Annotated in this window: 21 protein-coding genes; 9 read left to right on the top strand and 12 right to left on the bottom strand. The window is 69.8% G+C overall.

Annotated features, from left to right (window positions below; translation table 11 throughout):
* Positions 1 to 111: 111 nt before the first annotated feature.
* Positions 112 to 747 (bottom strand): TetR/AcrR family transcriptional regulator, encoded by a 636-nt coding sequence (locus KCH48_RS03940; RefSeq protein WP_210570424.1) that lies wholly within the window; start codon positions 745 to 747, stop codon positions 112 to 114.
* Between the two features lie 100 nt (positions 748 to 847).
* On the opposite strand from KCH48_RS03940, the gene KCH48_RS03935 reads away from it, so the two are divergent.
* Positions 848 to 1,702 carry an enoyl-CoA hydratase/isomerase family protein gene (locus tag KCH48_RS03935; protein WP_210570423.1) on the top strand — a complete coding sequence of 285 codons (855 nt, stop codon included), beginning with the start codon at positions 848 to 850 and terminating at the stop codon, positions 1,700 to 1,702.
* Entirely contained in the window at positions 1,702 to 2,472 is a 771-nt protein-coding gene (locus KCH48_RS03930; protein ID WP_210570422.1) for a hypothetical protein, read from the top strand. Before KCH48_RS03935 ends, KCH48_RS03930 begins: the two co-directional genes overlap by 1 nt.
* Before the next feature lie 33 nt (positions 2,473 to 2,505).
* On the opposite strand, the gene KCH48_RS03925 is transcribed toward KCH48_RS03930, so the two are convergent.
* The 3 genes from KCH48_RS03925 to KCH48_RS03915 all read right to left on the bottom strand — a co-directional run bounded on the left by KCH48_RS03925 (position 2,506) and on the right by KCH48_RS03915 (position 6,747).
* Positions 2,506 to 3,174: a response regulator transcription factor gene (locus tag KCH48_RS03925; RefSeq protein WP_210570421.1), complete on the bottom strand. Its 669-nt coding sequence runs from the start codon at positions 3,172 to 3,174 to the stop codon at positions 2,506 to 2,508.
* Positions 3,175 to 3,190: 16 nt separating this feature from the next.
* The gene (locus KCH48_RS03920) at positions 3,191 to 4,348 is read right to left on the bottom strand and encodes a sensor histidine kinase (protein WP_210570420.1); all 1,158 of its coding nucleotides are present in this window, start codon (positions 4,346 to 4,348) and stop codon (positions 3,191 to 3,193) included.
* Between the two features lie 74 nt (positions 4,349 to 4,422).
* Complete coding sequence (locus KCH48_RS03915) at positions 4,423 to 6,747, bottom strand: MMPL family transporter (protein ID WP_210570419.1); 2,325 nt, start codon at positions 6,745 to 6,747, stop codon at positions 4,423 to 4,425.
* A gap of 285 nt (positions 6,748 to 7,032) precedes the next feature.
* Between KCH48_RS03915 and KCH48_RS03910 the strand changes: the two genes are divergently transcribed.
* Complete coding sequence (locus tag KCH48_RS03910) at positions 7,033 to 7,602, top strand: carboxymuconolactone decarboxylase family protein (protein ID WP_210570418.1); 570 nt, start codon at positions 7,033 to 7,035, stop codon at positions 7,600 to 7,602.
* A gap of 13 nt (positions 7,603 to 7,615) precedes the next feature.
* On the opposite strand, the gene KCH48_RS03905 is transcribed toward KCH48_RS03910, so the two are convergent.
* Entirely contained in the window at positions 7,616 to 8,482 is an 867-nt protein-coding gene (locus KCH48_RS03905) for an NAD(P)H-binding protein (protein ID WP_210570416.1), read from the bottom strand.
* A gap of 74 nt (positions 8,483 to 8,556) precedes the next feature.
* Here KCH48_RS03905 and KCH48_RS03900 point away from each other — a divergent pair, with 74 nt between their 5' ends.
* Positions 8,557 to 9,132 (top strand): hypothetical protein, encoded by a 576-nt coding sequence (locus KCH48_RS03900; protein ID WP_210570414.1) that lies wholly within the window; start codon positions 8,557 to 8,559, stop codon positions 9,130 to 9,132.
* Positions 9,133 to 9,229: 97 nt separating this feature from the next.
* Here KCH48_RS03900 and KCH48_RS03895 read toward each other — a convergent pair whose 3' ends face one another.
* Positions 9,230 to 10,144 carry an alpha/beta hydrolase gene (locus KCH48_RS03895; protein ID WP_210570413.1) on the bottom strand — a complete coding sequence of 305 codons (915 nt, stop codon included), beginning with the start codon at positions 10,142 to 10,144 and terminating at the stop codon, positions 9,230 to 9,232.
* 108 nt (positions 10,145 to 10,252) lie between these two features.
* On the opposite strand from KCH48_RS03895, the gene KCH48_RS03890 reads away from it, so the two are divergent.
* Positions 10,253 to 10,669 (top strand): MarR family winged helix-turn-helix transcriptional regulator, encoded by a 417-nt coding sequence (locus KCH48_RS03890; RefSeq protein WP_210570411.1) that lies wholly within the window; start codon positions 10,253 to 10,255, stop codon positions 10,667 to 10,669.
* A gap of 147 nt (positions 10,670 to 10,816) precedes the next feature.
* On the top strand, positions 10,817 to 12,361 hold the full coding sequence (locus tag KCH48_RS03885) for an FG-GAP and VCBS repeat-containing protein (protein WP_307840788.1): 1,545 nt from the start codon (positions 10,817 to 10,819) through the stop codon (positions 12,359 to 12,361).
* Positions 12,362 to 12,395: 34 nt separating this feature from the next.
* Here the strand turns inward: KCH48_RS03885 and lpdA are convergent, their stop codons facing one another.
* Positions 12,396 to 13,796 (bottom strand): dihydrolipoyl dehydrogenase, encoded by a 1,401-nt coding sequence (lpdA, locus tag KCH48_RS03880; RefSeq protein WP_210570409.1) that lies wholly within the window; start codon positions 13,794 to 13,796, stop codon positions 12,396 to 12,398.
* Between the two features lie 135 nt (positions 13,797 to 13,931).
* Complete coding sequence (locus KCH48_RS03875; protein ID WP_210570406.1) at positions 13,932 to 14,936, bottom strand: LacI family DNA-binding transcriptional regulator; 1,005 nt, start codon at positions 14,934 to 14,936, stop codon at positions 13,932 to 13,934.
* Between the two features lie 144 nt (positions 14,937 to 15,080).
* On the opposite strand from KCH48_RS03875, the gene KCH48_RS03870 reads away from it, so the two are divergent.
* Complete coding sequence (locus KCH48_RS03870) at positions 15,081 to 15,971, top strand: amidohydrolase family protein (protein ID WP_210570405.1); 891 nt, start codon at positions 15,081 to 15,083, stop codon at positions 15,969 to 15,971.
* Between the two features lie 34 nt (positions 15,972 to 16,005).
* Positions 16,006 to 16,506, top strand: coding sequence for a cysteine dioxygenase family protein (locus tag KCH48_RS03865; protein WP_210570403.1), 501 nt, complete (start codon positions 16,006 to 16,008; stop codon positions 16,504 to 16,506).
* Between the two features lie 93 nt (positions 16,507 to 16,599).
* Here the strand turns inward: KCH48_RS03865 and KCH48_RS03860 are convergent, their stop codons facing one another.
* Both KCH48_RS03860 and KCH48_RS03855 read right to left on the bottom strand, forming a co-directional pair.
* Entirely contained in the window at positions 16,600 to 19,437 is a 2,838-nt protein-coding gene (locus KCH48_RS03860; RefSeq protein WP_210570399.1) for a BTAD domain-containing putative transcriptional regulator, read from the bottom strand.
* 160 nt (positions 19,438 to 19,597) lie between these two features.
* The gene (locus KCH48_RS03855; protein WP_210570397.1) at positions 19,598 to 20,617 is read right to left on the bottom strand and encodes an aldo/keto reductase; all 1,020 of its coding nucleotides are present in this window, start codon (positions 20,615 to 20,617) and stop codon (positions 19,598 to 19,600) included.
* Between the two features lie 113 nt (positions 20,618 to 20,730).
* Between KCH48_RS03855 and KCH48_RS03850 the strand changes: the two genes are divergently transcribed.
* Positions 20,731 to 21,324: a TetR/AcrR family transcriptional regulator gene (locus KCH48_RS03850; protein ID WP_307840787.1), complete on the top strand. Its 594-nt coding sequence runs from the start codon at positions 20,731 to 20,733 to the stop codon at positions 21,322 to 21,324.
* 68 nt (positions 21,325 to 21,392) lie between these two features.
* Here the strand turns inward: KCH48_RS03850 and KCH48_RS03845 are convergent, their stop codons facing one another.
* Together KCH48_RS03845 and KCH48_RS03840 are read right to left on the bottom strand one after the other, a co-directional pair.
* The gene (locus tag KCH48_RS03845) at positions 21,393 to 21,698 is read right to left on the bottom strand and encodes a helix-turn-helix transcriptional regulator (protein ID WP_210570395.1); all 306 of its coding nucleotides are present in this window, start codon (positions 21,696 to 21,698) and stop codon (positions 21,393 to 21,395) included.
* Between the two features lie 51 nt (positions 21,699 to 21,749).
* On the bottom strand, positions 21,750 to 22,052 hold the full coding sequence (locus KCH48_RS03840; RefSeq protein WP_210570393.1) for a hypothetical protein: 303 nt from the start codon (positions 22,050 to 22,052) through the stop codon (positions 21,750 to 21,752).
* Positions 22,053 to 22,170 lie beyond the last annotated feature (118 nt).

The following is a 22,170-nucleotide window of genomic DNA, read 5'->3' as shown; positions in this document are numbered from 1 at the left end:
GGCCTTCTGGACAGTCGTCACGCTAAAGCGGTCCTGCGATTCAGCCTGAAAGATGCATGGAATCCGCCTCAACGTCCGGTCTGCTGCACGAAAACAACTTCGAAGGGCCGGCTACCGGTACGCCCGCAGGAACACATCGACACCGTCGGCGATGAGCGCCAGGATCTCCGTTTCCGCCGCCTCGGCATCCCCCCGAACGTCGAGGGTCTCCAGCGCGAGACTGATGGTGAGGGCCGTGAAGTGGCGCGCCGCAAGGCCAGGATCCTCGGCGCGGATCTCGCCGTCGGCGACCAGCACCGCGAAGCGCTCCTCCAGCATCCGTTCGGGGCGGTCGCGGGTGGCCTCGGCCAGCTGCGGTATCGCCCATCGCTGCGAGGTCAGTCGCCGGAAGGTCACGTAGTCGGACGACGGAAAGGTCTGCGTGACCACTCGCTGCCCGAACGCCGTCAAGGCCTCGCGCAGGTCACGGCCCCGAGCCAGCTCCTCGTCGAGCGCGGAGCGAATGGTGGCGACCACCGCGTCGTGGGCACGCTCGATCACCCGCAGAAAGATCGTTGCCTTGTCCCCGAAGTGGTCGTAGACGGTCCGCTTCGAGACCTGTGCCCGGCCTGCGATGGCGTCGACGCTCGCCCGCTCGTAGCCCTCCGCCAGAAACAGCGCTTCCGCGGCTTCCAGGATCGCCGCCTTCTTGCCTTCGGAACGCCGCCGGCGCCCGGGAGTCTGAACCGCCGCGATAGCCCTCGACATGGGCTCAGCGTACAGTCGACCCTAAAACCACACCCGCTGGTGTACTTTGTGGCATCGAGGGGCATCGAGGGGCTGCCGCCCACTACGTGGAGGTACTGACATGGCTTTCCATCCGGCCGATCACTGGGAGGGCTACCTTGCTCCGCCCGACTTCGAGGAGTACTCGGCCAGGTACGCGGACTTCTTCCGGATGCGGCGGGAGGACGGCATCATCGAGGTCCGCCTGCACACGGACGACGGCCCGTACGCGCACACCCATGCCGCACACAATGTCTGGACTCGCGTCTGGCAGGAGATCGGCAACGATCCCGAGAACCAGGTGCTGATCATCACCGGCACCGGCGACCGGTGGATGACCGGCAATCCCAAGGGGCTCAATCCCAAACCCGCCTCCGACCTGGATCCCGACCACATCTACCAGCGGATGACGGACGGCTGGAAACTCATCGAGAGTTTCACCAACAACATCGACATTCCGACGATCGCGGCAGTCAACGGCCCCGGCGTGCACACCGAGTTCGCCATGATGAGCGACGTGACACTGGCGGCGCCGGACGCCGACTTCATGGACCCGCACTTCTGGCTCGGTTCTCCACCCGGGGACGGTCAGTACATGGCGCTTCAAGCCCTGATGGGTCCCAAGCGCGCCGCGTACTACATCTATGCGGCCAAGTCGATCCCGGCTGACAAGGCCCTCGAGTGGGGGATCGTCAGCGACGTACTCCCCCGCGAGGAACTCCTCGACCGGTCCTGGGAACTCGCGCGGTTCATCATGAAGCGGCCGCGCTACACGCGGTGGGCCACGCACAACATCGTGTCGCGGCACTGGAAGAAGACGGTGGCCGAGGACTTCGGCTTCCACATGGCGCATCAGATGCTCGCCAACGTCGCCAGCAAGTCCCGGGTTCCCGACCCGGAACTGCTCGCCGACTCCGAGGCCCGCAAGCTGTTCTGATGGGGAGCCTGGTCACCGGCGCGACCGCACAACTCGGTGCCTCCTCGCCCTGGCTCGTGGTGGCCACGTCGCCGGCCCGCCCGGCATCGGCCGACTTCGACGCAGCGAGCGGCCAGGACATCCGGCGATGGATCGCCCGGCAGGTTGCCGACTGGCCCGCACCGATCCTTCTCGGAAGTGAGCACCCGGACGTCCGCGCGGACAGGCTGACATTCGCGCCACCGCGGCAACCGGGCCGTACGGCGAACTCGTACTACTACGAGTTCCATTCGGACGGGTCAGTGCTCGGTGGGCTGCAGGTGGGGACACTTCAGCACAATCCCCCGGACGGCGAACCCGTCTGGGCACTGGGCGAGGGAGCTGTCGCCTGGATCACCATCGCCATGTTGCGTCTCAACGCGGCCTTCGCCCGTCACGTCTCGGCCCTGGGCGAGGCCGCCGTGGACGTCACTGTCGTCTGCCCTGCCGGCCCCGGCCCCACAGCTCCGATACAGGTGTGGAACCACGCCGGTGGCGCGTATGGTCCGGCAGGGAAGCGCCGGTACACCAGTGTCGGCTCCGCTCGTTCCGCCGTAGACCTGACGCCGTGCCTGTCACCCCGACTCGCCACTACCGCGCGGCCGTTCCTCGTCGACCTGCTGCGGCAGTTCGGAGTCTCCGAGCCACGCCATGTCGACCCCTCCGGAGTCGTCCGGCGCCGGCACTTCACCGGCCACACCGAGTCGATTCACGTGTGGGCCGACGCGATCGGCATTCCGTCCGAGCCGTGACGGTCGCCGTACCGCCTGGCTCCTGGTGGCGCCTCACGGAAGAGGTCGCGCCAGACCCACCTGGTAGGCGATGGCAACCAACTGGGCGCGGCTGCGTGCCTCCATCTTCATCTTCGCCCGCTGCACGTGCGTCCGGACCGTCAATGGGCTGAGGCACACCTCCTCGGCGATCTCGTCGTCAGATTTCCCCTCCGCTACGAGAACCACCATCTCCCGCTCGCGAGGGGTGAGGTTCTCCAGAACCCGCGGGGTCGGGCCGTCCCCGCGGTCGGGCGTGGCGAGGAAGCGTGCGATGAGGGAGCGTGTCGCCGCGGGGGACAGAAGCGCGTCTCCGGAGGCCACGGTGCGAATTCCGCCGAGGAGTTCATCAGCAGTGACGTTCTTGCCGAGGAAGCCGCTGGCGCCCACGCGCAGGGCCCGGGCCACATGCTCATCGCTCTGGAACGTGGTGAGGATGAGGACGCGAGTGTTCTGCAGATCCGTGTCGGCGCAGATGGCAGAGGTCGCGGCGAGGCCGTCGGTGCCGGGCATACGGATGTCCATGAGGACGACGTCGGGGTGATGGGCGCGTGTGAGGTCGACGGCTTCGGCACCGTCGGCTGCCTCCCCCACCACCTCCAGGTCGTCACAGGAGTCGATCAGGATGCGGAATGTCGCCCGCAGGAGGGCCTGGTCGTCGGCGAGCAGTACACGGATGGTCATCGGGGTCTTTCCGGAGTCAGGCGTGAATGGGCAGGTGAGCGGTGACGGCGAAGCCGCCTTCAGGTCGGTGCCCTGCCTGGAGACGGCCGCCGGCAGACTGTGCGCGTTCCTGCATTCCGATGAGGCCGAACCCGCCGCTGGGGGCAGGTGCGCGCGGGACGGTGCCGCCGTCGTCGCTGACGGTCAGGGTCAGACGGTCGGCGGTGTAGGCGAGTTCGACTCGGGCCGTGCTCGCACCGGCGTGCTTGGCCACGTTGGTCAGCGCTTCCTGCACGATCCGGAACGCGGTCAGGTCCACTCCGGGTGACAAGGACAGTGCCTCGCCGTGCACCGTGACGAGGACGGTGAGTCCGGCGGCACCGAAAGCGGATGCCAACTCGGGTAGACGCCCAAGCCCGGGACTCGGCTCCAGGGGATCCTCGGCGTCGTCGGACTGGCGCAGAAGGCCGACGGTGGCCTGGAGTTCGCGCAGCGCCGATGAGGTCGTGGTGCCGAGCTCGGCAAGAATCGTCTGCGCCTGCTCCGGTCGGGTTCGGGCGAGGTGCGCCGCGGTGGCGGCCTGCGCATTGGCCAGGGCCATGTGATGGGCGACGACATCGTGGAGTTCGCGGGCGATGCGGATCCGCTCCTCGGCGACACGGTGGCGTGCCTCCTCCTCCCGCGTACGTTCGGCGTGCTCGGCTCGTGTGTGAACGGCTTCCAGGTAGGCCCGCCTTGCCCGGACCGCCGAGCCCTGAACGACCGGAAGCATGATCCAGAAGGCGGGACTGACCGTCTTGAGTCCCCAGGGCTGGTTGTTGTCGTCGGAGAGAAGGGCCGTCAGGACGATCAGCGCGATCACGGCGGTGCCGTAGGCGTGCGCGGTCTTCTGCGGGGTGCGCAGGGTGAGTTCGTAGAGCGCCACGATCACGGGGAGCAGCAGGAGAGGGCTGATCAGATGGCCGATGCTGCCGGAGATCGCGGCGCAGACCGAGGTGACCGCGACGACCGCGCCCGGATGGCTGCGCCGCCACAGCAGCGAAAGACACGCGGCAGTGGCGAAGAGAAGCCCGGGCCACCGGCCTTGCCCTCCTTCGTTGTACTGGTTGCTGGTGGCCGCGTACACCAGCAGCAGGAATCCCGCCTCGACGAGCCGGGGGTGTCGGCCGGCGTACCGCCGCCAAGTCGCGCGCATGAGTCTCTCCGCTGGGGGTGGAGCGGGGAGGGGCCCCATGTCCGGCATGGGGCCCCTCCCCTCTGGCCTGTCGGTCAGACACGCACCATGTCCTGGTGTGATTCGCCGGTCGGGGCAGGGAGTCCAGCGGCCCGGCGGTTGAGGGCCTCGCCCTCGATGTCCACCCGCGGCAGAAGTCGGTCCAGCCGGCCGGGGAGCCACCAGGCCCGCTTGCCCAGCAGCGCGAGCACAGCGGGAACCAGGACCATCCGGACGACGATCGCGTCGAACAGCACAGCGGTGGCGAGGCCGAAGCCGACCATCTTGACCATGGAATCGCCGGCCGTCATGAAGCCCGAGAACACGGCCATCATGATCAGCGCGGCCGCCACCACGATCCGGCCGCTGTGGCGGAAGCCGGCGACGACCGCCTGGCCGGCCCCTTCCCCGTGGACGTAGGCCTCGCGCATCCGTGACACCAGGAACACCTGGTAGTCCATGGCGAGTCCGAAGACGATGCCCACCAGGAAGATCGGCATCAGGCTCATGATCGGCCCGGTCTGGTCGACTCCGAGGAGACTGGCCCCGTGGCCGTGCTGGAAGACCGTGACCACGGCACCGAAGGACGCGAGAACCGACAGGAGGAAGCCGAGAGCCGCCTTGAGGGGCACCAGCAGGGAGCGGAAGACCACCAGCAACAGGAGGAAGGCCAGGCCCACGACGACCACGAGGTAGGGGATCAGCGCGTCCTGCATCTTCTTGGCGATGTCGATGTTCAACGCCGTGGTGCCGGTGACCTCGAAGGTGGCACCGGTCTCGGTCTCCGTCGCCGAGCGCTCATCGCGGATGGTGTGGACGAGATTCTTGGTCTGTTCGCTGGTGGGAGCGGTGGAGGGGGTGGCAGACAGCACCGCGGTGTCCTTGGCCTCGTTGAACTGGGCCGGGGAGACCGATACGACGCCCTTGGTGGCGCCGATCCTCTCGGCGACCGTCTCCACCGCGGCCTTCGGGTCATCGGCGTCCCGCGCGTCCACGACGATCGTCAGCGGACCGTTGAAGCCGGGGCCGAAACCCTCCGCGAGGGCGTCGTAGGCACGGCGCTCAGTGGTCGAGGTGGGCTTGGCCTCGTCACCCGGCATGCCCAGCCGCAGATCCAGGGCAGGCACGGCGAGAGCGCCCAGGCCGACGACGGTGACGAGCAGGACCGCTGCGGGCCGTCGCAGGACGAAACTCGCCCAGCGGACGCTCCAGCTTCCGGTCGCCTCGCGCTTGCGGGGCTCCCGGTTCGTGCCGGGTGCCTGGCTCTCGCCGTGTTCCTGACTCCTGCTCAGGTACCGGCCGCGACGGCGGATCCTGATCCTGGGGATGCGCGTGCCGCGCTCGGACGTGCGGGCCCGGCCCCTACGGGTCTGACGGGCAAGGACGGCGTTCGGACAGAAGCCGAGCAGTGCGGGAACCAGAGTGAGCGCGATCAGTACGCCGACAACGACCGTGCCTGCGGCGGACAGCCCCATCTTCGTCAGCATCGGTACACCGACCACCGAGAGCCCGGCCAGCGCGATGACGACCGTGAGGCCGGCGAAGACGACCGCGGAACCAGCGGTGCCCACGGCCAGACCGACGGCCTCCTCCGGACCACTCCCCTTCGCCCGTTCCTCCCGGTAGCGGGAGACCACGAACAGGGAATAGTCGATACCGACCGCGAGGCCGAGCATCATGGCCAACTCGCCACTGGTCGAGGACAGTCCGAAGGCGTTGGCGAGAGCGGTGATCCCAGCCAGGCTGATGCTGACGCCGATGACGGCGGTGGTCAGCGTAAGCCCTGCCGCGGCCAAGGAGCCGAAGGTGATCAGCAGTACGACCGCCGCGACGAGGACGCCGACGATCTCGCCCATTCCGGCGGGAGCCTCGGTGGCCAGCGCGCTTCCGCCGACCTCGACGGTCAGGCCGGTGTCGCGAACCTCCTCGATGGCCCCCTCCAGTTCCTTCTTGCTCGCATCGGTGAGTTCGTCGTCCTTGGTCTCGTACGTGACCGTGGCGTAGGCCGTGCTCTTGTCCTTGCTCAGCCCCGGCCCGTCGAACGGGCTCGACACGTCGGCGACCTGTGGCCCGTCGGCCGCCTCCGTCAGGAACCGGTCGACGGCCGACCGATGGCCCATCGCGGTGATCTTCTGGCCGTCCGGCGCGACGAAGACGATCCGGGCACTCGCGCCGTTCGCCTCACTGCCGGGGAACCGCTCGTTGATGAGGTCGAACGCCTTCTGGGACTCGATCCCCGGCATCGACGACGAATCGTCAGGGGCTTCCGCGGCGCTGAGGGCACCCATGCCGACGACAGCCAGCACAGCCACCCACAGCAGGGCCACCAACCGACGCCGTCGGAAGGCCCGTTGGCCCAGTTGGTACAAGAAGGTCGCCATCGAAGGAGTCTCCGTATCTCGTGTCGGGAACCCCATCAGCCTCCCGACAAGCACCATTCCGAGTCGTCATCGGTGCTGCGGCAATCCGCCTACTGAGATTCAAGTACGGCTCACCGCTGCCCTCCGCCGTGAGAACTACGAGGCCGCCCACCTCTGCGCAGGCAGTACGCGGGCACGCCATGAGCCGCGGCGCACTCACCATTCCTAAAATCACACTAGCCGGTGTACTTTACGACATCACGTCGACGGATGGTGGTCGGCAGGTCCACTTCGCAGGAGGAAGCCATGAGGATGCCCGCCATCGAGCCAAGTGCCCTCTCGGACGAGCAGCGCGTGCTCGACGAGCATGTCCGGCGGATGATGGACGGGCTGCGGACACCCTTCACCGCGACGGACGAGAACGGCGCGCTGATCGGCCCGTTCCCCGTGATGCTGCGCTTTCCCGGCCTTGCCCGGCCCCTGCTGGAGTGGTTCACGACCGTCACCAGCGGCAGCGTGCTCGCGCCGCGCGTGCGCGAAGTAGCAATCCTCACCGTCGGTTCACGGTACGGCGCGGCCTACGAACTCTATTCGCACAGCCGAGTCGCGTTGGCGGTCGGCCTGTCCGAGAGCGTCGTCGCAGCTCTGGTCGCCGGACAACGGCCGTCGGCTCTGACGCCGGAGGAACTGGTCGCTCACGATGTGGCAGCGAGCCTCCACGCGGGCGCGCCGCTTCCGGGAGCGCTCTACCGCTGCGCGATCGAGTCCTTCGGCGAGCAGGGGACGGCGGAACTCGTCTTCCTGATCGCGCAGTACTCCAGCATCTCCGTGATACTCAACGCCTTCGACGTCCCGCTGCCGGCGGATGCCGGGTGACGGGACGGTCACTTCAGGCGCTCACGGTCTTCAGGGGCGCGGCGAGGCCGTCGGCGTGGATGCCGTGGAACACCTCGGCGTGTGCGGTGGCCCACTGCGCGAAACTCCTCGGAGGGCAGCCGGTGACACGCTCCACCGAAGACGTCACATCGGCCACTGTGGGGGGCGCCGTCGCCCACATACGCAGCATGAAGTCGATGCCCTCCTCCGGCCACCCCTCTGCCCGCCACCTCTCGCGCGCCTGGTCGTCCGTCAGGTGCGTGAAGTGGATCCCGCGGCCGGTCGCCACCGCGAGGGTGGCGGCCTTGTCTGCAGGGGTGAGTGGCTCGGGTCCGGTCAGGACATAGCTGCGGCCGGCGTGCCCGCCGTCGGTCAGGACGGCGCTGACGACGTCAGCGACGTCCTCCTCGTGCACTGAGGCGGTACGCCGGTCCCCGTACGGCTCGCACACCCGCCCTTCGGCTCGGATCGTGTCGGCCCATGCCAAGGTGTTTGCCATCAGGTCGATCGGCCAAAGGAACGTCCACTCCAGGTCACTTCCACGCACCGCATCGTCCAGCTCCTGCCCGTCGCCGGGCGACAGGACGGTGATCCGGCGCACGCCCGCTTGGTATGCCATCGCCAGGATCTCGCCTCCCGTCCGCAACGGTGTGTGGTCCGCCCCGGTGGCGCCGAGCAGGTGCATGGCGCCGACGCCGTCCAGCGCCGCAGCCAGTGATGCCGGCTGGGTCACGTCGCCCTCCACCACCTCGACGTCCTGCGGCAGTCGGGCGGCGCCGGCATCGCGGGTCAGCACGCGGACCGTCCGGCCCGTGCGGAGCAATCGCTCCACGATGTGACGGCCCAGAGTTCCCGTCCCGCCGGTCACCAGAATCGTCATGGGGGCTCCCTCTCGATGGGGTCAGCAGACTTTCCTGCCGAGGAGCCGACGCTAGGGTGCATCTAGGACGAAAAGTGTCCTACTTCTCGAGCCGCCGCCGAGCTCGCTCCACGGTCAGGGCCGAGGAGGAGAACTCGAACGTGGAGGACGACCTTGTGAGACGTCCCTACTCATGTCGTTTCGCCTCCCGGAGACGCGGGCGGCTGGACGACGCCTACGACACCCTTCGTCGGCTTCCGCTCTGGAAGGAGTACACCCTGACCAAGGTCGAAGCCGAGGCCGACGGACGCGTCGAATGCGATCCGGACATCAAGAGCATCAAGTCGAAGCTGTACGTGCGCCATGACACGACGCGCGTCTCCGTGGACACGGACACTTGCACCTCGGACGACGAGGACGACTGCGCCACCTCGACCACCACCGGGACGTACACCTGCATGGCGGGAACGTCGTGCGCAGGGGACTGGACGTCAGGGCTCGAGCTCCGCCTGGAACTGAACGACGACTCATGGGATGCCGACAGCTTCCCGGACTACTGCTCCATCCAGGGCGACGACGACGAGATCGCACGCTGCTACTACGAAGCGGAGCCCCCGATCTACGTCCCTCCCACCTTCCCGCCCGCCACAGCGGCGACGCCATCGTCCTGACAGACACGGCCGGCGACTGGTCCTGAGAAGGGCCGGAAGCCGGTCGTATCAGGTGGTAGGCACCTGGTGCAGGGCAAGGCGACTGCGGCTGGATGATTTACAGGTTGTTCGAGTAGAAGGTGACGAGCCGGTCGACAGCGGCATCGACGTACGCAGGCTCGTCGTACATCTCGTAGTGGCCGGCGCCGTCGATCACCATGAGGTCGACCGGGTTGGGGGCCAGCTTCCACAGCTGCATGCCGGACTCGTAGGAGCCGGTGTTGCCGATGCGGCCGGCGAGGATGACCTGCAGGGGCTGGGTCATGAGCTGGTCGACCAGGTGATACGCGTCGTAGCCCAGCAGCAGCGAGTCGCCGCGCGAGAGGCGGCGGTTCGTGGAGTGTTCGCTCCTGCCCCGCTCCGTGCGGTAGTAGGTGATGGCCTGGGTCGTGTCGATATCGGTCAGCCCGACTGCTGCGGCTTCCGCCAAGGTGTCGGGCAGCCAGTTCACACGGGTCAGCTCGCCGGAGCGGGTCTCTTCGATGCGCGCGTCGGCCATGGTGTCGAGTGCGGCCACCGCGCCGTCCGGCTGGAAGCCGCGGAACGACGTGCCCATGTTGCCGGGGACGACCGTGCCGACCGCCTTGATGCGGTGGTCCGTACGGGCCGTGTGCACTGCGTAGCCTCCGCCGGCGCAGATACCGAGGACGCCGATGCGTTCCGGGTCGATGCCGGGGATCACGCTGAGCGCGTCGATCGCGTAGGAGATGTCCTCACCGCGGCGGTAGGGGTCTTCGAGGTCGCGGGGCTCTCCGCCGCTCTGACCTTGATGGGCGGGGTCGAACACGAGCGCCGCGATGCCGCGGACGGCGAGGCGGGATGCGTAGTTCGCGCCGATCTGCTCCTTCACGCTGCTGCCGGGCGTGGAGAGCACCACGGCGCGCAGCGGCGCCGCGCCGTCGATGCTGTCGGGCAGGTAGAGGTCGGCCGCGAGATCGATCGGCCCACGCGGGATCGTGATGTGCTGAAGCAACTGATGACACCTTTCGGGTCGGTGCTTGTTCCATAACGGTCCAGTACGAAACGCACTCTGGTACAGTTTCGAACTAATTCAGAACTGTACCACCAGATGGAGGCTTGCGTGGCGGTCGACGGGGCACAGCTGTGGACGCTCAACCACCGTCTGCTGAGCGTCGTGATGGATGCCTGCGGCGCCGAACTGGCCGCGCTCGGGCTGGAGACGAAGGAGTTCTTCGTTCTGGCCGAGGTGGCCGCGTCGCCATACCCTGCCGAACTCGCGGCGGCGCTGATGATCCCTAAAGCGAGCGTGACGGTCTACGTCCGCAACCTCGTCGCAAAGGGGTTCATCCGGCGCGAGATCGACGACGAGGACCTGCGGCGGCATCGGCTCATACTGACTGCCGAGGGCGAGGCGGCACGTGACCGCGCGCTCTCAGCGCTTGCGGCGGAGTTCGACCGCAGGCTGGCGAGGATCACCCCGCGGGACCGCACCGAGCTGCAGCGCATCCTTCAGGAGATGCTCAAGTCTCCGGACTGAGGCCACGATGACGAGCCGTTGGCCTTCCCGGGAGATGGGCGTTGACGTCGCGCCGACGCAGGCGCCGCGATGCGACTGTGTGGAACCGCGGCCGCCGCTGAGGCGTTCTTGCGCTTACGGGACGCGTGAGGCGAACAGGAGGGGCGCGTGCGGGGACGTATCGGCAAACGGCAGTTGGCGATCGGGGGCGGTGCGGCAGGTCTGGCGGTGGTGCTGGTCGTGGGGTCCGTACTCGCGGACGACGAGCCGCCGGAGATCGCCGCGCCGCACGCCTGCCGGACCACCGTCGGCGGCACCGCACCCCTCGACGGGACCGCGCGCGCCAAGCCGCCCGCCGCCGCCTCCCCCACACCCGACTTCGACGGCGACGGCCACCCCGACATGGCCTTCACCGCGGGCCCGGGAGACGTCGAGAACGGATACCTCGGCGGGAGCATCCAGGTGGCGTACGGCTCGGGTTCCGGGACGGGCCTGGAGCGGTGCCAGTACCTCACGCAGAACGACCCCGGCATACCCGGCACGGCGCGCGACGAGGCGATGTTCGGGTCCGACGCGGTGGCCCGGGACTTCGACGACGACGGCTACACCGACCTCGCGGCCTCCGTGTTCGAAGGGGACGGCGCCCGCGTGATCGTCATGTGGGGCTCACCGCAAGGGCTGACGCGCGCCGCACGGGTGCCGGGGACGGACGGCAGCCATGTGCCCGGAGTGCAGGAGCCCCTCCTCGAGGAGCAGCTCGCCGCCGGTGACTTCGACGGTGACGGGCACGCCGACCTCGTGTTCGGACTCGGCTCCGACAAGGGGCTGTTGAAGGGCCCGTTCCGGCGGGACGGCACTCCCGCCGGAACCGGTCCGGTGCCCGCACCGCGGATGCCTGCCGACTTCGCGCGCGAGGCGGCGTACCGGGATCTCGTCGCCGGGGACCTCAACGGCGACGGCATCGACGATCTGGTGAGCTTCCACGACGACGACACCGGCGGCGAGGAAGGGTGGTCCGACCTGCACTGGTCCGGCAGTTACCTGCGGGGCGGCCGCGACGGCTTCGCGCGGCCCGACGCCACGCACGTCCCCACCGGGGCGACGGCCACGGTCGGCGACGTGGACGCGGACGGCTACGGCGACCTGATCGTCAGCCCTCGGGGCGGCCGGGCGAGCCGCAGCTCGGTGACGGTGGCATACGGCACCGAGAACGGCCCGGGGCCTCGGACCACCACCCTCGACCGGGACTCCCCGGGCGTGCCCGGCAAGGAACCCCAGAACGAGGACGCCGTCTTCACGTCCCTGGACGCCGGCGACGTGAACGGCGACGGCTACGCCGATGTCGTGGCCGGGGCACCCCGGGCCGAGGTGTACGCGCAGGCGGGCCCGGAGGAGGTGCTGCTCTTCCTGGGCGGACGGCAGGGACTGACGGGCCGCGGCGCCCGCGTGCTCGACGAGAGCGACGTCCGGGGCGACCCGGGCCGCAACCACGCCTTCGGGCAGGCCGTCGGCCTCACCGACCTCGACGGCGACCACCGGGCCGAACTCGTCGTGTCGGCACCGGGCGACGACACCGCCCCCAGCTCGGCGTGGCTGCTGCCCGGCTCCGCCGACGGCCCGTCCACCCAGGGCGTCACCCGCCTGCACGGCAGTTCCTTCGGCGATGCTGAGGGCGTGCCGTCCCTCCTGATGGGCTGGGGGATCGCCCGCTAGGACGGAGTCGTACCGTTCCTCCCTACGCCCCCGGTCACATGTTGATCATGTGGCCGGCCAGCCCGTGGATGGCCTCCTTGACCGCCTCGCCCAGCGTCGGATGGCCGTGGACGTTGCGCGCGACCTCGTGGACGGTCAGGTCCCACTGCTGGGCGAGGGTCAACTCCGGGAGGAGTTCGGTGACTTCGGGGCCGATCAGGTGGGCGCCGAGGAGTTCGCCGTACTTGGCGTCGCTGAGGATCTTCACGAAGCCCGCGGTGTCCCCCAGGCCATGCGACTTGCCGTTGGCGGTGAACGGGAACTTCGCCACCTGGACGTCGTAGCCCTGTTCGCGGGCCTGGGCCTCGGTCCAGCCGAAGCTGGCAATCTGCGGCTGGCAGTAGGTCGCCCGCGGAATCATGACGTAATCGAGTTCCATCGTCTCGGCGTCGGCGATCGTCTCGGCGGCCACGATGCCCATCGCCTCGGCGGCGTGGGCGAGCATCAGCTTCGCCGTCACATCGCCGATGGCGAAGATGTGCGGGACGCTCGTGCGGCAGCGGGCGTCGATGTCGATCGCCCCGCGGTCGGTGAGCTTGACGCCTGTCTTCTCCAGGCCGTAGCCCTGCACGCGCGGCTGGAAGCCGATCGCCTGGAGCACCTTTCCGGCCTGCAGTGTCTGCCGCTGGCCGCCCGTGGTCACCATGACCTTGACCGAGTCGCCCGAGTCGTTGATCGCCTCGACCCGGGTGGAGGTCAGCACGTTGATGCCGAGCCGCTTGTAACGGCGGGTCAGTTCCGCGGAGACCTCCTCGTCCTCCAGCGGGACGATGCGGTCGAGGAACTCGACGAGGGTGACCTGGACGCCGTAGTTGTGCAGGACGTAAGCGAACTCGACGCCGATGGCGCCGGCGCCCGCGATGATGACGCTCTCCGGGAGCGTGTCGGACAGGATCTGCTCCTCGTACGTCACCACGCGCTCGCTGAGCGAGGTGCCCGGCAGCAGTTTCGTGGTGGCGCCGGCGGCGATGATGCAGTGGCCGAAGGTGACGGTCTCCGTGCCGCCGTCGGTGAGGGAGACCTGGAGGGTGCGGTCGTCGCTGAAGGTGCCGCGGCCGGTGAACTGGGTGATCTTGTTCTTCTTCATCAGGTAGTGGACGCCCTTGACGCGTCCGTCCGCCACCTTGCGGCTGCGGGTGAAGGCCGCGCCGTAGTCGAAGGTCACGTCGCCGTTCACCTGGATGCCGAAGGTCTTGGCCTCCTGGGTGAAGATGTGGGCCAGCTCCGCGTTGCGCAGCAACGCCTTCGACGGGATGCACCCCACGTTCAGGCACACGCCGCCCCAGTACTTCTCCTCGACGATCGCCACGCTCTTGCCGAGCTGGGCCGCTCTGATCGCTGCCACATATCCCCCGGGGCCGGCGCCCAGGACCACCACGTCAAAATGTGCGCTCATGCCGGCCAGCCTAGGCGGTTTCCGTTCGGATCATCTGTGCGGTTTCGGCTGACGCCGTGGCGAAAACGGGCCGGGGCCAGCCAAGCCGGTGGTCCACCGTCGTTGGGCCGACAAGGTGAGCAGGGGCGAGGCCGCTCACACCCGGACCGCCGACCCCCGCTCGCTCATCCGCGGCGCGCACAGGATCCGCTTCCTGCGCACCCGCTTCCCCTCGATCGCCGCGACGGTCAGCCGGGCCGCCTCCACGGCGATCTCGGCCAGCCCCCAGTCCACCGTGGTCAGGGGCGGCGTGAGCACCCGTGACACCGGGTGGTCGTCGAAGCCGACCACGGACACGTCCCGGCCCACTTCCAGGGCGGCCTCGGCCGCCGCGCCGTACACGCCGTACGCCAGGGAGTCGGAGAAGCAGAACACGGCGGTCGCGGACCAGTCGCCGTCCAGGACGCGCCGGGCCACCGCCGTCGCCTCGCCCAACTCCTGCGGGCACGGCACCAGTTCGACCCACAGCCCCAGCCGGTCGGCCGCCTCGCGGACGTACACGTCGGCGGGCCGGCCGGGTGTGCTGGGCCGGGTCGGGGTCAGCACGGTCACGCGGCGGTGGCCGAGTCCGTGCAGATACTCCAGTACGGCGTCGATGCCGGCCCGGTTGTCGAAGATGACCTGCCCGGCCGTGCGGGCCCGGCTCAGCGAGTCCCCGACAGCCACCACCGGGAGTGCGTCGGCGATCGCGGCCCAGCTCTCCGCCGAGGGGTTGACGGGCGAGACGAGCAGTGCGTCGACGCGCTGGTCGCGCAGCTGCTTGGCGAGCGCCAGCTCGCGTTCGGGGTCGCCGCCCGCGTCCAGGATCAACGCGTAGTGGTCGCTGGCCAGCAGTTCCCGGCCGATGGCCGCCATCAGCTGCTGCTGCCACAGGTCCTGGAGATCGCCGGCGAGGACTCCGACCATGCTGGTGCGGCCGCTGGCCAGGGCACGGGCGATGGGGTCGGCCTCGTAGCCCAGCTCGGCCGCCGCCCTGCGTACCCGCTCCTCGGTCTCCTTCGAGACCTGCTTGCCGCGCAGGGCATAGGAGACAGCTGCGGTGGAAAGGCCCGTGGCCTCGGCCACCTCACGGAGGGTGGTGCGCTTATTGGGCCTGGCCATGGCGGGAAGCCTACCGGGCCCTGTCCGCACTGTGGGCGCACGCTTGACACCACATCTGGTTAACCGCTTAAGTTAACCGCATCACTGAAGCGCTTAACAGCCCTGCCGTAACCCCGCCGACCTGCGCTTCCCGAGGACTGCAGCGTGCTCATCGACGTCCACCAGCACATCTGGCCACCCGCCTTCATCGAGGTGCTGCGCGCCCGCACCACGCCGCCGTGTCTGGACGGCTGCACCCTGCACCTCGCGGGCGAGCCGCCGTACGTGGTCGACCCCGCCGATCACGACGTCGCCGCGCGCGCCCGCCTCGCCGTCGCCGACGGGCTCGGCCTGGCGCTGGTCTCCCTCTCCAGCCCGCTCGGCATCGAGTACCTGCCGCCCGCCGAGGCCACCGAGCTGCTGACCGCGTTCCACGACGGCGCCCTCGCGCTCCCGGCCCCGTTCGGCGTCTGGGCCTCGCCCTGTCTGTCCGAGCCGGACCCCGAGGCCGTCGAACACGAGCTGCGCCGGGGCTGCGTCGGCCTCCAACTCCCCGCCACCGCACTGCTCGACGCCGCGGGCTGGCAGGAGTGCGCCCCGCTCCTGGACCTCCTCACCCGCCTCGGCAAGCCCCTGTTCATTCACCCGGGTGCCGCCCCCACCACCCAGGACACGCCCCCGTGGTGGCCCGCGCTGGTCCCCTACCTGCACCAGATGCACGCGTCATGGTTCGCGTTCCGCGCCTTCGGCCGCGCCCGCCATCCACGCCTGCGCGTCTGCTTCGCCGCCCTCGCAGGTCTGGCCCCGCTGCACGGCGAGCGGCTGGCGGCCCGGGGCGGCGGACGCGGCGAGATCGACTTCGACGTCTTCTACGAGACGTCCTCCTACGGGACCCGCGCCGTGGACGCCCTCGTCCGGGCCGTCGGCATCGACGTGATCGTCAACGGCAGCGACCGCCCCTACGCGTCGCCCGTCATCCCCGACATCGGCACGGACGCCGCCGTCCACGCCCTGCGCACCACCAACCCGGACCGCCTGCTGCGAGGCCGCACATGAGCCTCGCCGACGCAAAGACAGAAAGGAGCCACCCGTGACCTACGAGTCCCTCCCGGACCGCACGCTCGACAAGCACGAACTCCGGGCCCTCGTCGACGAACTCGCCGCCCGCCCCGAGCTCTGGCGCGAGCAGATCGCCTTCTCGGACGAGCAGCGGCACTACGCCTCCCTGTACCGGGACGAGTACGTCGACGTATGGCTGCTGTGCTGGACCCGGCAGAACGACACCGGCTGGCACGACCACGACATCTCCTCGGGCGCGGTCCGTGTCGTCCAGGGCGCGCTCAACGAGTCCAACCCGCGCATCGGCGGCAGCCACCTGTCCAGCACGGTCGGAGGCGGCGGAGCGTTCTGCTTCGGGCCCGAGCACATTCACCGTCTCACCGGCGCCACCGACGACACGGTCTCGATCCACGCGTACTCGCCGCCGCTGTGGCGCCTCGGGCAGTACGACATCACCGCGGACGGTGTGATGCGCCGGATCTCCGTCTCCTACGCGGACGAACTGCGGCCGCTGGACAACTCGGCCGCGTGAGCGCTCCGCGGGACGTGCCGCGATGTGCCGTCGGTTCGCTGCGGCGCCGTCGTGGCTGGTCGCGCAGTTCCCCGCGCCCCTTCGGGGCGCTACTTAGGCGTCGAGTTGGCGTTGGACGCGTTCGGCGGGCTGGTGGCGGTGCTGGTCTCGGTACATCGCGGCTGCCTCCTGCCAGGTGGTGCGGGCCTGTTCGGGGCTGCCGAGCGTGTGGTAGGCGTGGCCCAGGCGGTCGAGCGTGTCGGCGGCCCAGTAGTCTCCGCCGATGCCGCGGTACCGGGCCACGGCGAGCCGGTAGTGGCCCACCGCTTCGTCGTGGTGGCCGGTGTGGTGGGCGATGTAGCCGAGGCTGTCGAGGATGTCGGCTTCGACGCCCTCGTGCCGGATACGGCGGGCCAACGGCAGCGCTGCCGCACAGTGGACGCGCGCCTGGTCGTAGTCCCCGAGCCGGGCGCTGTACCAGCCCACCGAGTTGAGCGCGGCGGCCCTGACCGCCGGCAGGTCCGCTTCCCGCTCCAGCTGTACGGCGAGGGTGGCGTGGTCCAGCGCCGCGCGCAGGTGATCCTGGCGCCCGTGCCCCTGTGCCAGCGCGATGTGGATGCGGGCCTGGGTGCCGTGATCACCGGCCTGCTCGGCCAGGCTCAGCGCATGCTCCAGTTGCTTGGCGGACTCTTCGTGTGCTCCGGCATAGGCGGCGGCGTGCCCGAGCCGCCACTGGGCCCGCACGTGCACGTCGAGCGAGTCGTCCGGATCGAGCGCGGCGAGTGCGGCCCGCCACATCGCCACTCGGTCGTGAACATGGCCCAGCAGGCTCTGGAAGTGGTCCAGGCTCCATGCGAGCTGCCACACGAGCCGGCGCCAGCCGCGGTCGGCCGCCAGTTCCTGCGCGGCGAGCAGATTGGGCAGTTCGTCGGCGAGCCACCGCACCGCCTCGGCCTGCGTGGTCAGCTGCTGCGGCCGGCATCCGGGGCCGGGCGGGCCCAGCTGGGGAGGTGCGTCGTCCAGTTCCAGCACCATCAGGCCGCGGGTCGCGCACGCGGTGTGCAGGTAGAACTCGACCAGTCGCCGCAGCGCCGCGTCCCGTTCATCGGCCGCGAGGTCCTGCCGGCCCCGCTCGGCGGCGTAGAGACGCACCAGGTCGTGCATGCGCCAGCGTCCGGGCTCGTGCTGCTCGACAAGATGCAGGTCCTCCAGCGCACGCAACGCCGCGCGGGCCTCCGGCGTGGGCAGGCCGGCGAGGGAAGCGAGCGCGGACAGCCCGATGTCGGGTCCGGGAGCAAGGCCCAGCAGGGCCAACAGCCGTGCCTGTACGGCGGTCAGGGCGTCGTACGACCATGACAGCACCTTCGGCAGGCTCGCCGCGGGCGTGTCGTCGTCGAGGGCGTCGAGCCTGGTCGTGGCCTCGCGGAGTTCGGCGGCGATCCGGACCAGGGGAAGGCGTGGGGTGCAGCCGGCGCGGCCGGCGACGATGCCCAGCGCGAGGGGGTATCCGCCGCACCAGGTGAGCAGTTCCTCGACGGCGTCCGGCTCGGCGGCAGCCCGTGCGGTGCCCAGGCGCACGTCCAGGACGCGGCGCGATTCCTCCGCGCTCAGCGGGTCGAGGACGACGGGGCGGGCACCGTGACGGGTGACCAGTTCGGTCAGTCTGCGGCGGCTGGTGATCAGGACGACGCAGTCCGGGTTGCCCGGCAGCAGGGGGACGACCTGGTCCGGGCTGCCGGCGTTGTCCAGCACCACCAGCATCCGCTTGTCCGCCAGCAGGCTCCGGTACAGGCCGGCCTGGCCCTGCAGCGTGGACGGCACGGCGTGCGGGGCCACGCCCAGCGTTTCCAGGAAGCCGCGCAGGGCCGTGGCCGGTTCCATGGGCGGCACGGACGGATTGAAGCCCAGCAGGTCGACGAAGAGCTGACCGTCCGGGAAGTGTTCGGTGTGGCCGTGTGCCCAGTGCAACGCCAGCCAGGTCTTGCCGATGCCGCCCGCGCCCGCGATGGCCGAGATGACGATCGCGGCCGGCCGTTCCGCGGCTGCGGCCAGGATCCCGTCCAGCCGCGCCAGTTCCTCCTCCCGCCCGGTGAACCCCCTTGCGACTAAAGGCAATTGCGCCGGGACCGCCCGGCGACCGGGCCCCGCCTCGGCCGACGGCAGCGCGTCACGGGCCGTCGCCGAGGCGGATTCGCCGCGCAGGATGGCCAGATGCGTCCGCTGCGCCCCGGCCCCCGGGTCCGTCCCCAGCTCCTCGGACAGTTGCTTCTGCAGGTCGGTGTAGCGGGCCAGGGCCTCCGGACCGCGTCCGGCGGCCTGCAGCGCCCGCATCAGCGCCACGGTGAGCGGCTCGACCAGGGGATGCTCGGCGACCAAAGCGGTCAGCGTGCCGATCACCCTGGCGTGCCGGCCCACCCGGAACTCGGCATCGGCCCAGGCCAGCACCGCCTCGATACGCTGCTGCTCCCAGCTCTCCCGGGTGCGGTCCGCCCACGCACCGGCCAGCCCGGCCAGCGGCTCACCGCGCCACAACCCGACCGCCTCACGCAGCATCGCCACCCGCTCGGCATCGGTGCGACCCGCCTCCCGGGCCTGTTCGAGCAGGCGCCGGAACCGGTGCACGTCGACCCGGTCGGGCGGTACGTCGAGCAGGTAGCCGCCGGGGCCGCGCCGCAGCTGCGGTACTGGGCTGCCCTCGCCCGAGCCGACGGGCGCACCCGTGCTCGCCAGCATCCGTCGGATCCGGGCGATGTGCGCGTAGAGCGAGGGACGCACCTGGGCCGGCGGGTCCTCTCCCCAGACCCGGTCGATCAGCGTGTCCGTAGCCACCCAGCGGCCCGTATCCACCAGCAGCGCCGCGAGTACCGTGCGCTGCTTGGCCGGACCGGCGTCCAGCACCGCGCCGTCCGCGCCTCGTAACTCCACCGTGCCCAACAGCAGAAAGTCCGTCATGCGCTCCCCCGAGGTCACCGTGCACGAGCCCCTCACCAGTGAAGCAAGGTTCTCGCAAGGTTCCCGTCCACATTCACGCCACACCGTGGGGGCAGCGGTCGGTGACCACGCGGGGAGTCACCGACCCGCTCGACCAAGGAGGAAGAGCCGCTTCGGGTGATCAGCGGCGTCGCAGTGACGGGTCGAGCAGCGCGGGCGGGGTGTCGTGCTTCTCGTGCGGGGCGAGGTCGGTGCCGGGGGCGACGATGGCATCGATCGCGTCGAGCACATCGGCGGAGAGCACGGTGTCCGCGGCGGCGAGTTGCGCGTGCAGGTGGTCCAGCGTGCGGGGGCCGATGAGCGCGCTCGTCACGCCGGGATGCGCGGTCACGAATCCGAGCGCGAGCTGGATCATGGTCAGCCCGGCCTCGTCGGCGACCTTGGCCAGCTGCTCGACGGCCTCCAGCCTGGCCCGGTTGACGGGGAGGGAGAGGTCGAATCGGTCGGGCATGAACGTGGAGCGGCTGGTGGTGACCTCCCGGCCCTCGCGGACCGCGCCCGACAGCCAGCCCGAGGCCAGCGGGCTCCACACCAGCACCCCGAGCCCGTACTGCTCGGTCACGGGCAGCACATGGGTCTCGATGCCGCGCTGGAGGATCGAGTAGCTGGGCTGTTCGGTGACGTAGCGGCTCAAGTGATGCTCGCGGGCGGCCCATTGAGCCTGCACGATGCGGTGGGCGGGGAATGTCGAGGAGCCGAAGTAGCGGATCTTTCCCGCGCGTTGCAGGTCGGTCAGCGCCGACAGCGTCTCCTCGTCGCTGGTGGTCGGGTCCCACCGGTGGATCTGGTAGAGGTCGACGTGGTCCACGCCGAGGCGGCGCAGGCTGTCGTCCAGGGCGGTGACCAGCCAACGGCGTGAGCTGCCTCGGTGGTTGGGTTCGTCGCTCATCGGCATGCTCGCCTTCGTGGCCAGCACGATGTCGTCGCGGCGGCCGACGATGGCTTTGCCGACCAGCTCCTCCGACTCGCCCGCGCTGTACATGTCCGCGGTGTCGATGACGTTGATCCCGCCCTCGAGTGCGGCATCGACGAGGGCGGTGGCCTCGTCCTGAGTGGTACGTCCGATCCTGCCGAAGTTCATCGCGCCGAGCGCGAGGGAGCTGACCTGCACGCCGGTGCGGCCCAAGGTGCGGTACTGCATGACCGTATGCCTCCATGGCGGATATGATGAATAAGCGGAACGCTGCTCCGTTAACGATACGGAGCGATGTTCCGCTTAGCAAGTCCGGCCGGCAGATCAGTGGAGGACATGGCGTGGGGAACAGCAGCGAGGAGGGCGTGGCACGCCCGGCACGCCCCAAGCGGGCGGACGCCCGGCGCAACAAGGAGACCCTGCTAGACGCGGCCGCAGCGGTCTTCGTCACCGCGGGCGTGGACGCGCCGGTACGCGATATCGCGGCCCGGGCCGGCGTCGGGATGGGCACGATCTACCGCCACTTCCCCACCCGAGCGGATCTCATCATCGCCGTCTACCGGCACCAGGTCGACGCCTGCGCCGAGGCGGGACCGGCCCTTCTCTCGGCCGCCCCGACCCCGCATGCCGCACTGGGACAGTGGATCGACCTCTTCGTCGACTTCCTGGTCACCAAGCACGGACTCGCCGCCGTGCTGCAGTCCGACAACTCCGGCTTCGACACGCTGCACGCCTACTTCCTCGACCGCCTCGTGCCCGTCTGCACGCAACTGCTCGAAGCCGCGGCCTCCACTGGGGAGATCCGTACCGACGTGGACGCCTACGCGCTCATGCGCGGCGTCGGCAACCTCTGCATCGGCGCGGACAGCGATCCCCGCTACGACGCCCGCCAACTGGTCGCACTCCTCATCGCGGGCCTGCGCCGACCACAGTGAAGACGTCGACGGCCGCCCGGCGGGAAGCCGGGCGGCCGTCGACGTGTCTCGTTTCGCGGGCGGTGTGCCTACTCCTGTGCGTGCCGGATGGCGTCCAGCACGATGTGCGCCACATGGTCGTCGGTCAGGCTGTACTGGGTCTCGCGGGCCTGGCGCCGGGCCGTGACTATGCGCGAGGTGCGCAGCACCCTCAGATGCTGGGAGACCAGCGGCTGACTCACGCCCAGCGCGGCGACGAGTTCGTGGACGTACTTCCCGCCCCCGGCCAGTTCGCGCACGATGCCGACGCGCACGGGTGAGGCCAGCGCGCGCAGCAGGTCGCTGGCCGCCTGGAGAGTCTCCAGCGGCTCACGGGCTGGGGAAGGGGAAGTCATCGCCACATGCACAAATTAGCATATGGCAATGATTCCCAGCGCCGCGGATCCTCAGTGGTCGTCCCAGTGCCCGTCGTGGACGGCGTGACGGTGACCGTCGTGGACGTAGTCGGTGTGGTCCTCGTGCGGGACGGCGACATGTCCGCACCCCTCACCGTGCTGATGGTCGTGGTCTTCGTGGGCGGCATGACCGCCGGCGGCGCATTCGTCGACGTGGTCGCCGTGGACCCGGTGAATGTGGCCGTCGTGGGCGTAGTCGGTGTGGTCGCCGTGCGGGATGGCCACGTGTCCGCAGCCCTCACCGTGGGTGTGTACGTGGTCCTGGTGCGTGCGGTGGTCGGTGGCAGTGCTCATGGGGGCTCCTTGCGCATTCCTACCGGCCGCGGACTCATGCCGGCCGATCCATTGCGACATTAACATATAGCAATTCCTGCATGCATCCTGCCCGGCAGGTGCGGTCTTCGGGCAGCCG

Origin of the sequence: Streptomyces sp. GESEQ-4 (assembly GCF_017948455.1) — a bacterium.
Classification (GTDB): Bacteria; Actinomycetota; Actinomycetes; order Streptomycetales; family Streptomycetaceae; genus Streptomyces.
Note: the sequence above shows the minus strand (reverse complement) of the source record. Positions and strands in the feature narration are given on the sequence as shown.